The sequence below is a fragment of the Clostridia bacterium genome (assembly GCA_017554615.1).
Lineage (GTDB): Bacteria > Bacillota > Clostridia > UMGS1840 > HGM11507 > SIG450.
The window spans coordinates 46,342-60,102 of the sequence record JAFZHY010000018.1 but is presented as its reverse complement, the minus strand read 5'-3'; the positions used below and the strand labels follow the sequence as shown (position 1 = coordinate 60,102).

The 13,761-nt window shown below is 30.8% G+C and carries 11 protein-coding genes and 1 tRNA gene; 10 read left to right on the top strand and 2 right to left on the bottom strand.

Annotated features, from left to right (window positions below; all coding sequences use genetic code 11):
- Positions 1 to 20 precede the first annotated feature (20 nt).
- Positions 21 to 94 (bottom strand) — tRNA-Trp (locus tag IKZ35_04645).
- A 223-nt stretch (positions 95 to 317) separates the two neighbouring features.
- On the opposite strand from IKZ35_04645, the gene IKZ35_04640 reads away from it, so the two are divergent.
- Genes IKZ35_04640 through IKZ35_04630 form a run of 3 tightly spaced genes read left to right on the top strand, consistent with a single transcriptional unit; the run spans position 318 to position 2,340 of the window.
- A complete protein-coding gene (locus tag IKZ35_04640) occupies positions 318 to 956 on the top strand; it encodes an HAD family phosphatase (GenBank protein MBR4893249.1) in 639 nt (212 codons plus the stop codon).
- 15 nt (positions 957 to 971) lie between these two features.
- The gene (locus IKZ35_04635; protein ID MBR4893248.1) at positions 972 to 1,370 is read left to right on the top strand and encodes a ribonuclease Z; all 399 of its coding nucleotides are present in this window, start codon (positions 972 to 974) and stop codon (positions 1,368 to 1,370) included.
- Complete coding sequence (locus IKZ35_04630; protein ID MBR4893247.1) at positions 1,354 to 2,340, top strand: DNA/RNA non-specific endonuclease; 987 nt, start codon at positions 1,354 to 1,356, stop codon at positions 2,338 to 2,340. Before IKZ35_04635 ends, IKZ35_04630 begins: the two co-directional genes overlap by 17 nt.
- A 54-nt stretch (positions 2,341 to 2,394) precedes the next feature.
- Here IKZ35_04630 and nagB read toward each other — a convergent pair whose 3' ends face one another.
- The gene (nagB, locus tag IKZ35_04625; protein ID MBR4893246.1) at positions 2,395 to 3,117 is read right to left on the bottom strand and encodes a glucosamine-6-phosphate deaminase; all 723 of its coding nucleotides are present in this window, start codon (positions 3,115 to 3,117) and stop codon (positions 2,395 to 2,397) included.
- Positions 3,118 to 3,283: 166 nt separating this feature from the next.
- On the opposite strand from nagB, the gene IKZ35_04620 reads away from it, so the two are divergent.
- The 7 genes from IKZ35_04620 to IKZ35_04590 are packed head-to-tail and all read left to right on the top strand — an operon-like array spanning position 3,284 to position 13,760.
- On the top strand, positions 3,284 to 4,147 hold the full coding sequence (locus IKZ35_04620) for a hypothetical protein (protein ID MBR4893245.1): 864 nt from the start codon (positions 3,284 to 3,286) through the stop codon (positions 4,145 to 4,147).
- A gap of 1 nt (position 4,148) precedes the next feature.
- Complete coding sequence (locus tag IKZ35_04615) at positions 4,149 to 4,742, top strand: DnaJ domain-containing protein (GenBank protein ID MBR4893244.1); 594 nt, start codon at positions 4,149 to 4,151, stop codon at positions 4,740 to 4,742.
- Positions 4,733 to 5,230, top strand: a complete 498-nt coding sequence (locus IKZ35_04610; GenBank protein MBR4893243.1) for a hypothetical protein — start codon at positions 4,733 to 4,735, stop codon at positions 5,228 to 5,230. Before IKZ35_04615 ends, IKZ35_04610 begins: the two co-directional genes overlap by 10 nt.
- 5 nt (positions 5,231 to 5,235) lie before the next feature.
- On the top strand, positions 5,236 to 8,559 hold the full coding sequence (locus tag IKZ35_04605) for a PD-(D/E)XK nuclease family protein (protein MBR4893242.1): 3,324 nt from the start codon (positions 5,236 to 5,238) through the stop codon (positions 8,557 to 8,559).
- A gap of 9 nt (positions 8,560 to 8,568) precedes the next feature.
- Positions 8,569 to 12,072: a helicase-exonuclease AddAB subunit AddA gene (addA, locus tag IKZ35_04600; GenBank protein ID MBR4893241.1), complete on the top strand. Its 3,504-nt coding sequence runs from the start codon at positions 8,569 to 8,571 to the stop codon at positions 12,070 to 12,072.
- Positions 12,073 to 12,089: 17 nt separating this feature from the next.
- Positions 12,090 to 12,545, top strand: a complete 456-nt coding sequence (locus IKZ35_04595) for a hypothetical protein (GenBank protein MBR4893240.1) — start codon at positions 12,090 to 12,092, stop codon at positions 12,543 to 12,545.
- A 48-nt stretch (positions 12,546 to 12,593) separates the two neighbouring features.
- Entirely contained in the window at positions 12,594 to 13,760 is a 1,167-nt protein-coding gene (locus IKZ35_04590; GenBank protein MBR4893239.1) for an amidohydrolase, read from the top strand.
- The last annotated feature ends 1 nt before the right edge of the window (position 13,761 follow it).

The following is a 13,761-nucleotide window of genomic DNA, read 5'->3' as shown; positions in this document are numbered from 1 at the left end:
AGTGTTTGAGCCAAATATATTGGCAGGGGTAGAAGGACTCGAACCCTCAAGAACGGTTTTGGAGACCGGCATGTTACCATTACATCATACCCCTAAAGAGCGCCATATTAAGTTTTTATTATGCAATATTTGCAACATAGGGACACGGCTTTGGAGACCGCTGCTCTACCAACTGAGCTATACCCCTAAATACCAAAATATTATAACATATATTTTTTAAGTTGTAAAGATGTTTTTTATAATTTTTATTGAATTGACTTTAATTTATAAATATGGTACTCTTTTAAATAGAAAACAACATTTTTAAGGAGTACATAATGAAAGCAGCAATTTTTGATTTAGACGGTACACTACTTGATTCTATGGGGTATTGGGGTAATGTTACCGATAAATATTTATCAAGACAGGGGATAGAAGTAAGTAAAGAAGATAAAGAAATTATAGATTCTCTTACAGTAGTTAAAGCAGGAGAATATATTAAAAAACGCTTTGATTTACCTTTTGAACCACAGACAATAGAAGAGGGAATTATAAAAACAATAGAGAGTTATTATAGATTTTCTATTCCACTAAAATCATATGTTCATCTTTTTTTATATAAACTTAAAAAAAGGGGAGTTAAGATGTGTATAGCATCTGCATCTCCAAGACCTCTTATAGAGAATGCGCTGATGCGTCATAACATATTTAATATGTTTGACTTTATTATAACAAGCAGTGAAGTTGGCAGCGAAAAGAGAAACAGTGCAGATATTTACGAAAAAGCACTTGAAAAACTTGGTGAAAAAAAGGAAGACACTGTTGTTTTTGAAGATGCACCGTATGCTGTTAGCACTGCTAAAGGAGCAGGTTTTTTCGTTGTAGGTGTATATGATAATTTTTATGAAGAATATCAGGACGAAATTAAAAATAACTGTGATTTATATGTAAATCATCTGGGCGAATGTAAACTTTAAATAAGGAGAAATCTTATGATTATTATTGCCTGTGTAGACGATAATTTCGGGCTTATGTTTAATTTAAGAAGACAAAGCAAGGACAGAGAAGTTACAAAAAGAATCTGTGAAATTACAAAAGGGGAAAAACTGTTAATAAGCGAATATTCCAAAAGTTTATTTGAAGATTGCAATGTGTGTGTTGACAATATGTTTTTAGAAAAAGCAGATAAGGGAGATTTTTTATTTATTGAGGATACAAATAATATCGACTTTAACAAGGTGGAAAAAATTATCCTTTTTTTCTGGAACAGAGTTTACCCTTGCGACCTTATATTAGATATACCAAAATGTTATAAGGAAGTATATTCTAAAGAATTTCCGGGCTTTAGTCATGACATAATAAGAGAGGTTCATTATGAAAAAGTGGATTAAATACGCCTTTATTATCTTTGTAATTATAACTATATCAGGAAGTTTCATAAATGATTCTAAAAGGGATGAAATTAACCTTAATGTTCCTTATGATAATACAGTGTCAGTTCAGAACAAAAATAATGACAAAGTTGTTAATACTGATACATTAGAAAAACCTGTTACACAGATAAAAGAGGCTAAAGAAACTAAGTTATCCTTAAAAGATATTCCAAAGTATTCGGGCAAGGCATATGCAGTAGTTAACGGTAATGTTCCGTTTTTTACCCAAGAGGAACATAGTGAAAAATCTTTTGAATATTACAGCGCTCTTGATTCTTTGGGACGATGCTCATTTGCCTACGCAGTAATAGGCAAAGACCTTATGCCGACCAAGGACAGGGAAAGTATAGGTCAGGTAAAACCTGCAGGATGGCATACTGTAAAATATGATTTTGTAGACGGAAAATACCTTTATAACCGTTGTCATCTTATAGGCTTTCAGCTTACAGGGGAAAACGCCAACGAGAGAAATCTTATCACAGGAACCAGATACTTAAATGTTGAAGGTATGCTTCCTTTTGAAAATATGGTTGCCGACTATATAAAAGAAACAAATAACCATGTGTTATACCGTGTTACACCTATCTATACAGGCACTAACCTTATAGCAGACGGAATTTTAATGGAAGCGTTATCGGTAGAAGATAATGGCGAGGGCATATCCTTTAATGTATATTGCTATAATGTTCAACCGGGAGTTGAAATAAATTATGCAACAGGAAAAAGCCAACCTCAGACCATAAAGGAAGATAAAACTTCTCAAGTTGTAAATGAAACATCTTTTATTCTTAATACCAACACAAAACGGATTCATAATTCTACCTGCAGTAGTGCAAAAGATATAAAAGAAAGTAATAAAAAATATTATGAAGGTTCTTTACAGGAGCTTTTAAATTCAGGATATAATAAGTGCAAAAATTGTTTCTAAATTAAAAACCCTCCAAAGATTTATAAATCTTTGAAGGGTTTTTAAAATTAACTATTAACCGTTATACGCGTCTTCATCACAAATAACTGTAACATCATTGTGGCAGTGAAGAATACTTGCAGGGCAGGAAGTTGAAATTCTGCCTTCTTTTAATATTTTGGTAACTTCTGCTTTTGCTTTGCCTGAAATAACCATAACAATTTTTCTTGCTTTTAAGATAGTTGCCATACCCATTGTAAGAGCGCTTGTAGGAACATCGTCAATAGATGCAAAAAATCTCTTATTTGCTTCGATTGTAGACTGAGTTAAACCTGTTTTATGAGTTTTTGAATATAACCATTCTTCAGGTTCGTTAAAACCGATATGACCGTTATTGCCTATTCCTAAAACCTGAACATCAATTCCACCGTTTTCTTCGATTTTTTTATCGTATCTTTCACATTCTTTTTCGTAATCATCTGCTTCGCCGTTTGGAATATCTGTGTTCTTTAAATCAATGTCGATTTTAGAGAACAGATTTTCATTCATAAAGTAGAAATAACTCTGGTCGTTATCTTTTGAGATTTTATAATATTCGTCAAGGTTAAAACTTTTACAATCTTTAAAACTTACTTCTCCGTTTCTGTATGCTTCTGCCATACAGTTATACATACCGATTGGTGAAGAACCTGTTGCAAGACCTAATGTTGCTTTAGGGTTGTTTTTAACAACATCAATCATAATTTTTGCTGCTTCTTTTGATACTTCGTCATAATTTTTACAAACAATAAATTTCATTTTTAAATTCTCTCCTCTTTTTTAAAGTTATCATTATATATATTAAAAATTTTATACTTATTTCTCTTAAAAGTCAATTATAATTTATAAAAAATTTACACAAAATTTCTTTTATTTTTATTCTGAATGTAGTATAATAAAGAAAACTTATGATGAGGGTGAGTATGTGTTCGGATATGTTAATATTTATAAAGACGAACTTAAGGTAAAAGATTATAATAAATATTGCTCTTTCTACTGTGGTTTATGTAAAACATTAGGCAGAGAGTTTTCATTAAAAACAAGGCTTACCCTTAACTATGACTTTGCTTTTTTAGCGCTTATCCTTTCTTCTCTCAAAGACGGAAAAATGGAAGTTCAAAGAGAAAGATGCATTATTCATCCTTTTAATAAAACTTTTGTTTTAAAGAATGATAAGTATCTTTTATACAGCGCGTATATGAGTGTTATAACTACATATTTTAAATTAAAAGACGATGTTAATGATAATAAGAATTTAAAAAGTCTTCTGTCTTTTTTAATTTTTTACGGTCATATAAAAAAGGCTAAGAAAAAATACCCTTACGAATATGAAAAAATAAAGTTTTATCTTGACGCGCTTTGCAAGTTAGAAAAGGAAAAGTCAGGGGATATAGACGAAGTTGCCCATAATTTTGGCGAACTTTTAAAAACTCTTTTTATGCATTATTCTTTAGAGTATTCAGACTCTGTAAAAAGAGCATTAGAGCAATTTTCCTATCATTTAGGGCGTTATATTTATATTATAGATGCGCTTGATGATATAGAAAAGGATATAAAAAATAAAAACTATAACCCATTTCTTATAAGGTATTCATATAATGGAGAGGATGGCAGAACCTTTAAAGAAAAGGTAAGTAAAGAGTATGATTTAATTGTTACATTAACTTTGGAAAGTATAGCATCAGCATTTGAATTATTAGATTTTAAAAAGAATAGAGACACGGTAGAAAACATAGTATATTTAGGGCTTAGAAAAACGAAAGACCGTGTACTGAAAGGAGAAAAATAAAATGGATCCGTATAAAGTGCTTGGAGTATCGCCTGATGACAGCAAAGAAACTATTGACCAGGCTCATAAAAATCTTTGCAAAAAATATCATCCGGACAGATATATTGATAATCCTCTTAAAGATTTAGCCGAAGAAAAATTAAAAGAAATAAACGAAGCATATGAAATAATAAAGAAAAACCACCAATCAGGCACAAAATCCAGTGGCAATTCAACCTATAATAACAGTTCAAACAGTAGTTTTTTAAATGTAAGAGCACTTATAAACCAAGGGAAAATTGCAGAAGCCGAAGCAATTTTAGACGGTGCTTCTTTAAAAAATGCAGAATGGTTTTTCCTAAAAGGTCTTTGCGCACTTAAAAGAGGGTGGCAGGACAGGGCATACACTTATATTCAAACTGCAGTGTCAATGGACCCTACAAATCAGGAGTATAGGTCTTATTACAATCAGTTTGTTGCACGAGCGAATGCATACAGAACTTATAGCAACAAAGGCGGATATAACTCGCACGATACGCTTGACTGTTGCCTTAACTTATGGTGTCTTGATTCTTGTTGTGAATGTATGGGAGGGGACTTGATAAGTTGTTGTTAGTTTTTGGAGGGATATGTACAGCATTATCGGTAATTTCTTTATGGCTTGGCAGTGTTATAAGTATTAACACTTTGTTTTTTATAGCACTTGCTTCATGTTTTGTATTAGTAATGCAGATAGAAGGGGGAACAAAATATTCCCTGCTTACATTTTTTTCAGTAGCGATTTTGTCCTTCGTGCTTCCTGTTGGTAAAATAAATGCTGTTTATTACACAGCCTTTTTCGGCTACTATCCGATTATAAAAAGTTATATTGAAAGAATAAATAAAATGTCAAAAGAACTTACTGTTAAAACTTTGTTTTTTATTTTTATCAGTGTGGCATCGGTAACTATTCTAAAATCATTTATGATGCTTACTTTAAATGAAAAATTTTCTTTTGGCGTGGTTTATGTTATATTGGTTATAGCACTATTTGTATATGATTATGCACTCAGTATGTTTTTTTCTTTTTATATGAACACAGTAAGAAATAAATTAAGAAGGTAAAATTTATGTCTTTAACACTTATCTTGGGCGAAAAAAAGTCCGGAAAAACTTCTTTTATATTAGAAGAAATCAAAAAAAATAAGAACAGTATAATAATTGTTCCCGAACAAACTCTTTTTCTTTATGAGAAACTTATATTAAATGAGTTGGGGGAAGAATCTTTTTTTAATGTTAAAATTTTAAGTTTTAAAAAACTTGCGAGAAAAATTTTAAGCGACGATAAGAACTTTAACCGTATAAAACTTCTTGATAATGATACGAAAAATCTTATAATAGAAAAAATTTTATTACAAGATAAGGATAATCTTTCATCCTTTAAAAATTCTTTAAGCAGCCCTGAATTTGCCGAGAAACTAAGTGCACAGATTTCTGAATTTAAAAAATACCTTGTTGAATGCGACATATTAGAAGAAATTTCAAAAAGGGAAGATATAAATAAAAACTTAAAAGATAAGTTAAAAGATATAAGTTACATATACAGTAAATACAGTGAAAAAATCAAGGATGTGTATTTAGACCTTGATGATTTACTTGTGTCTTCGGCAAATAAAAACAATGAAGAAAATCTTTACTGTAATTATAATATTTATATAGACTCTTTCACAGGTTTTACAGGCGAAGAGATTTATGTTATAAAATCGCTTTTAAAAACAGGCAATAATATCTTTGTAACCTTACCGTATCTTAAGAAAAGAAAGGGAACGAACGCTGATATTAACCACACCTTAATTCTTACCGAAGGAAAACTTGAAAAAATTGCTCAGGAAGAAAAAGTTGAACTTAAAAAAATAATTCTTGAATTTAACGGGATAAAAAATAAAGAAATTAACTTTATAAAAGATAATTACGACCTTTTGGACAGGCCCCTTAAATTTAAAGATAAAAATGAAAGCGTAAATATTTATAAATGTAAAAATCCAAAATATGAGTGCGAAAATTTAGCATCTAAAATTGTATCGGATATAAAACAAAAAGATGCTAAACTTAATGAAATGGCAGTTATTGTGCCTGATATTAAGGAATACTTAAGTTTAGTACACGAATCTTTGCAAAAATTTAGTATTCCGTATTATGCAAATGAGAAGAAATCGGTTTATGATATGCCTGTTGCAGCGCTTCTTGGTAATATCTTTAATATAATACTCTCAGGCAACCGTATGGATGTTATATTGGGGTATCTTAAATCGGGCTATTTTTTCAAAGGGGAAGAGACTAAAATATTTGCCTTTGAAGAGTTTATAAAAAGAACAGGTATAAGGGCATATCATCTTATGTCTAAACCTTTTGATGCAATAATAGAAGAAAAAAAGGCATATAACTTTATAATTGACAATGAAGAAGAATTAAAAGAAGTATATGAAAAAGCAATAAAACCGGTTATAGATTTAAAGGAAAAAATAAAGGGTGCAAAAAATTCAAAAGAGTATTCATATCTTTTGTATGAATTCTTTATAAAGATAGATTTAGATAAAACCTTAACATCTTATGCTAACGATTATAAAGAGCAAGGGGATATTATAAAGGGTAAACAACTTATTCAGGTTTATAATTATATTTTAGAAAGTATGGAAAGAACAACTCTTATTCTTTCTGAACTTAAGGTTCCTTTTAACGATTACAAAAATATAATTATTTCATCTTTAAAGAATAAAAATATCGGGTCTGTGCCTGTTATTTTTGACTCAGTTTTTGTAACCGAACCTATGGGCTTTTTTAATAACGGATATAAGTACATATATATTTTAGGAGCAAATGACGGAAAAATTCCTTCCCTTAATTTCGGCGAAGGTCTAATCAGCGAAGAAGAGCGACTTTTACTTTCTGATTTCGGTATTGAACTTTCTATGAGTTATGAACTTAAAATAACCGAAAATAAACTTAAAGTTTATGATATTATAACATCGCCTGAAATAAGCCTTGCTATTTTTTACTCTGCTTATTCCAAAAGTGCAACAGATGAAATAGAGAGCGAACTGGTATGCGAACTTTTGGAAATGTTTGATATTAAGATAAAGAATGAAAATATAGTGTATGACACAAAGAGAAATCTTTTAAAAGATACTTTGTCTTCCTTTAGTGTGGATAAGGATATGGATAATATGGCAGTATCCTATCTTTGTGAGGATGAAAAATACCTTAAGTTTATTGAAGACACTATTAATTCTCTTAACAACCCTGATTTTGGAAATGTTAAAGTGGATAAGAAAAATATATCAAAACTTGTAGGGGATACTTTAAGAGTAAGTACAACTAATATGGAAAAGTACAATGCGTGTGCATACTCTTACTTTTTAAGATATATTTTAAAGGCAAAAGAAAAGGAAGAATTTTTAATAAACAGTTTAAATCTTGGCTCAGTTATCCATCTTGTTTTGGAAAAGTTTTCTAAAAAACTTGTAAAAGATAATAAGCAGTTTTCTGATGTTGACGATTTATATATAAAGAAAACTTTGCCTGAAATTTTAGAAAAAGCGGTATCACAGGCAAATAACGGAGTTTTTAACCTTGATGTAAAAGGAGAAGTGTTTAAAAGAAAATTATGGGCAACTGCTTATAAAACAATAAATCTTTTAAGAGAACATTTTATAAGAGGCAGTTTTAAAACCGTTGGCTCTGAAGTAGATTTCGGCAGGGAAGACAGTGAACTTTCTGGTATAACCTTTGATGCAGGGGAAGGTAGAAAAATAGTTTTAAACGGAGTTATCGACCGTGTAGATAAATTTGAAAAGGACTCAGATGAATATATAAGAATTGTAGACTATAAATCTTCTGAGCATACCCTTAGTTTTTATGAGGTTATATACGGAATAAAAATGCAACTTGCAATTTATCTTATGACCGTAATCGGCAAAGAAAAAATTGAGCGTATAAAACCTGGAGGAATGTTATATCTTTCTTTAAAATCGCCTATGATATCAATTTCTTCTCCCGAAGAAGCAGAAGATATTGAAGCAAGAATAAGAAAGAAACTTACCATGAAAGGTTTTTATCTTAACACAACTGATAACGCTCTTGCTATGGACAGTGAATTTTTAGAAAACAATAAGTCGGATATAGTAGACCTTGAAGTAGACAACTTAGGAATTCCAAAAGATAAAAACTCACTTTCCATAAAAGAATTTGAAATTCTTATGAGTAAAGTAAGAGATAACATTGAAGACGGTGGAAAAAGGATATTTGAAGGGAAATTCCCTATCCGTCCTATACATCATGATAATCACACATCCTGCGATTATTGTCCGTATAACGGTGTGTGTATGTTTGACAGTGAAAATAACAATGTTGTTAATATTAAAAAAATGTCAAGGGATGAAATCTTCCCTAAATAAGGAGAACTGATGGGCGAAATTAAGTTTAACGAAAATCAGATGAAGGCAATAGAACACAAAGATTCTTCTTTAATGGTTTCTGCAGCAGCAGGGTCTGGCAAAACAAAAGTATTGGTTGAAAGAATTATAAGAAAAATCGTAAAAGAGAATGTCGATATTGATAAACTTTTAATTGTAACCTTTACTAATGCTGCAGCATCAGGAATGAGGCAGAAGATTAAAAGTGCAATTCGTGATTGCCTAAAAAAAGACAAGGACAATTCCAACTTAAAAAGACAGTTACTGTTGGTTGATAGAGCAAATATATCAACCGTTCATTCGTTCTGCCTTGATTTAATAAAAAAATATTCCCATCTTTTATCCGAAGATGTACCAAGTAAGTTTTCTCTTATAAACGAAACTGAAAAACAGTTAATGATAAATCAGATTTTATCCGAAATGATTTCAGAATATTATGAAAATTCTGACGAAGAGTTTATTATGCTTTCAGAAACCTACGGTGCAATAAATAATGACTCTAAACTTATCGATTTAATAGTAATAGTATATAACTTTTTAATAAGCATCCCTGATTACAAAGAATGGGTTAAAAAAAGCCTTTATAAAATTTCAGGGGACGATGATTTTTATAATTCTATATATGCAAAAAGTTTAAATAAATTTATAAATAATACTTTTTTATCCTGTATAGAAAAATATTCTTTTATTATATCGCTTGTAAAAGATAACCCCGATATGCAGGTTTATTATGACTTTTTTAAGGAAGAGAGCCTATATTTTAAAAGGGTCCTTGAATGTGATGATTTAAAAGAAACCTTAGAACTTGTAAATAATATAGAGTTTAAAAGGCTTCCGACAGTTAAAAATTCTATCTACTTAGAACTTATAAAACAGGTAAGAGATAAGGTTAAAAAGCATATTATTAAAATAAATGAAACATATTCTCAAAAAATTATAGAAATAAATTTGAAAAATACAAAAGATTATGATATAATAAGTAAGTTGTTTAAAGTTGTTCTTTTGTTTGACGAAAAATTCAAACAGGAAAAGTACCAGTCAGGCTATCTTGATTTTAATGACTTGGAGCATTTAACAATAGAACTTCTTTGCGACAATGGATGTTTAAGAGACGAGTTTATTCCTTTAAGGGATAGTTTTAATGAGATTTTAGTTGACGAATATCAGGATACCAATGATGTTCAGGAAAAAATTTTTACTCTGCTTAAAAAAGATAATAATCTTTTTATGGTAGGGGATATTAAACAAAGCATTTACAGGTTCAGAAATGCTAACCCAAATCTGTTTTTAACAAGAATAAAGGAATACAGAGATAACAATTCAGGTGAAGTTGTAAACCTTAACTTAAATTATCGATGCCATCCTAATGTTGTCGATACTGTTAATATGATTTTCTCATTTTTAATGAGTAAGGATATTTCAGGCATTGACTATGACAAGGAAGAAAAACTTATCTGCGGCGGCGATTTTTCAAAAAATTCTTCACATCATTTTTCAACCGAGATAAAACTTGCTATAAGTGAGCGTCTGGGCGAGGAAGAAGGATTTAAGAGGGAAGCGGCAGTTATTGCATCAACTATTAAAAAGATGGTTTCTGATAAAGACTTTTTAATAGACAACAAAAGAGTATCCTATAAAGATATAACAATTCTTACAAGAAGTTTTAACGAAAAAACTTTGGCCCTTTTAAAAGAACTGTCGGCTTATGGTATACCTGTGTCATACGAGGATAAAACCCAGTTCTTTAATACGGTTGAAATAAAAAGTTTTGTATCACTTCTTAAGATAATTGATAATCCGTATGACGATATTTCATATATCGGCGCATTAAGAAACATCTTTTTATATACAGATGATGAACTTTTAAAACTTCGTGTGATAGATAAAAAGGCTTCGTTCTACGAATTATTAAAAGCATCAGAAAACGAAAAGGATAAAAATACCCACTCATATATCGAAAGTTTAAGAGATTATTCAAAAAGATATGATTTAAAGAGTTTGATAAAAAAGATATATGATGATACATTTTATGTGGAAATGCAGACAAGATATCCAAATGGAAGTAAGCGTAAAGAAAATCTTGAAAGGCTTATTGACATAGCGAGGGATTATGAAGATGATGAATATAAGGGTATCTATTCGTTTGTTACATATATTGACAGGATAATATCGCAGAACACTAAAATTTTAAACCCTAAAATAAGCGATAATCAGGACACAGTAAAGGTAATGTCTATTCACAGTTCCAAAGGGCTGGAGTTTAATGTTGTAATTCTACAGGGAATTGATAAAAAGTTTAACCGTATGGACTTTAATTTAGATATTATACTAAGTTCATCCTTAGGGGTAGGTTACAGTTCGGTTAATAATGAAATAGGCTATAAATATCCGTCTATATATAAAAATATTATAACCGAAGAAGAAAAAAGCGAACTGCTATTAGAAGAATCAAGAATTTTATATGTTGCACTTACCCGTGCAAAATATAAACTTATTTTAACAGGTTGCGTTAAGAAAAGTTCAAAAGAAGAATGGTATACAAGTTATTTAAATACAGGGCTTGTAAATAAAGACAGTATATCCTATATCGACTTTAAGGGTTTAGGAAGTTATCTTGATATGATATTACCGCCTCTTTTAAAACATAAAAATAATGAGGTTGACAGTGATATTTGCGACGATGAACTCTTTAATATAGCCTCAGGCAAAATTAAAATTTATGTCTATGATGACATTCCTGATATAAAAGGCGTAGATAAGGGAGAAATAAAACTTATAAAAGAAGAGTTATCAAATGAGCAAAAAGAAGAGTTTACAGATAAATATGAGTATAAATATTTAAACGAGTTTCTTAATATCCCTGAAAAAATATCCGTAACCGAAGCAAGAAAAATTATGGCTAAAGAAGAGGATGTTTTTGAGGCAGGGATGACAGATGAGATTTATGTTCCTGATTTTCGTGGCGAAAATAAAATTACTGCTAAAGAAAGAGGAATACTCATTCATTACATATTTGAAAATATAAATTTAAATCTTCTTAAAAACAGCGATAATAAAATGAAAGTAATTTTAGATTTTATAGAGGATAATGAATATATAAAAGATAAACTTACCCATTCTGACCTTAAAAAAATTCAGGGCTTTTTTGACTCGTATATAGGAATAAAAATGCTTCGTGCAAAAGAAGTGCATAGAGAAAAGGAATTTTTATTAAGAGAAGATATAAAAGAAATTTATAAAGACCAAAATAATGATTTTAAAGGCAGAAAGATGATTATTCAGGGAATAATAGACTGCTATTTTGAAGATACTAAAGGGGATATATATTTAATAGACTATAAATATACCTTAGGGGGCATTGAAAAGATAAAAGAAGAATACGCATTTCAACTTAAAATGTATAAACTTGCATTATCAAAATCTTTAGGAATAGATATAAGCCAAATAAAATCTTATGTATGGGATGTTAATAATATGAGAGAAATAAAAATGTAGGAAAGGAAGAAAATATTATGGTAAGAAGACCGCAGGTTAATCCTAAAAAAAGAAAATTCTGGACAATATATGTGCTTACAACTCTCACTTTATTTTTCTTATCTTTCGTAGGGTCAGCACTTATAATAATAAATGCCAACAAACTTGTGTTTGCCGAGGACTATGAGAAATATCAGCAGATAATGAGTGATTCTGAGAAACTTCAGGCTGAGCAGAATAATGTAAGCGAGGCTGATAAAGAAGGAAGATATAAAGAAATGTATAACGGAATGCTTGAGCAGAATAAAACTCTTAAAGCAGAAAACGAAAGTTTATCTTCTAAAAATCAGGAACTTTCTTCTAAAGTTTCAAAATTAGAGCAGGAATTAAAGGAAGCATCAAAGCCTTCTAAAGATGAAAAAACAGAAGAAAATAATGAAGAAAACACCGATGATACAACTGAGTCAGAAAACGATAAAACTACTGACGAGTAATTTTTAAATTTTTTAACATAATAAAAAGCAGAAAACTTTGGAGGAATTATGATTCTTGCAAATGCAAAAATATATACTATGGATAATGACCAGGTAATAGATTCAGGATACATAGTGATAGAAAACGGAAAAATTAAAGATGTGGGAGATATGAAAAATTGTCCTCTTGATAAAGATGTAAAAGACCTTAAGGGCAAAATGGTATTTCCCGGATTTATAGATGCGCACTGCCATGTGGGAATTTTAGAAGACGGTCTTACCTTTGAGGGAGATGATGTTAACGAATCTACCGACCCTGTTACCCCTCAGATACGAGGAATTGATGCTATAAACCCAATGGATGTGTGCTTTAGGGAAGCGCTTATGGCAGGGGTAACAACTGTTGCAACAGGCCCTGGGAGCGCTAATGTTATTGGCGGCACATTTGCTATTTTAAAAACTTACGGTAACTGCGTTGACGATATGATAGTAAAAGAAAACGCAGCAATGAAGTTTGCCTTTGGCGAAAATCCAAAAGGGATATACAACCAGAAAGGGCAGACACCAATGACAAGAATGGGAGCAGTTGCTCTTATCAGGGAACAACTTTTAAAGGCTAAGGAATATCTTAGTAAATTAGAAGATTATGAAAATGATCCTGAAGAAAATGAAAAACCTGATTTTGATATAAAATGCGAAAGCCTTATTCCTCTTCTAAAAGGGGAAATGCCTATGAAGGCTCATGCTCACAGAGCAGACGATATATTCAGTGCAATAAGAATTGCAAGAGAGTTTAATCTATCTCTTACTATTGACCATTGCACAGAGGGGCATTTAATAAAGGATGCACTTGGCGAGTATAACTATCCTTGCCTTGTAGGTCCGTCTCTTATAGGCAGGTCAAAGCCTGAACTTAAGAACAAAACATATTCTACACCAAAAGAACTATATGAAAAAGGCGTGTCGGTTTCAATTATAACCGACCATGATGTTATTCCTTTAGAGCATTTAACAATATGCGCCGCCCTTTCTTACAAAGCAGGGCTTCCGTATATGGAAAGTTTAAAGGCTATAACAATAAATCCGGCAAAAGCACTTGGCATTGACGATAAAGTTGGGTCAATAAAGGTTGGATGCGATGCAGACATTGTTGTCTTTTCGTCTGACCCTTTAGATATATTAAGTTCACCTAAAATGGTGATTATAAATGGTCTTATTATAAAGGAGGATATATAAA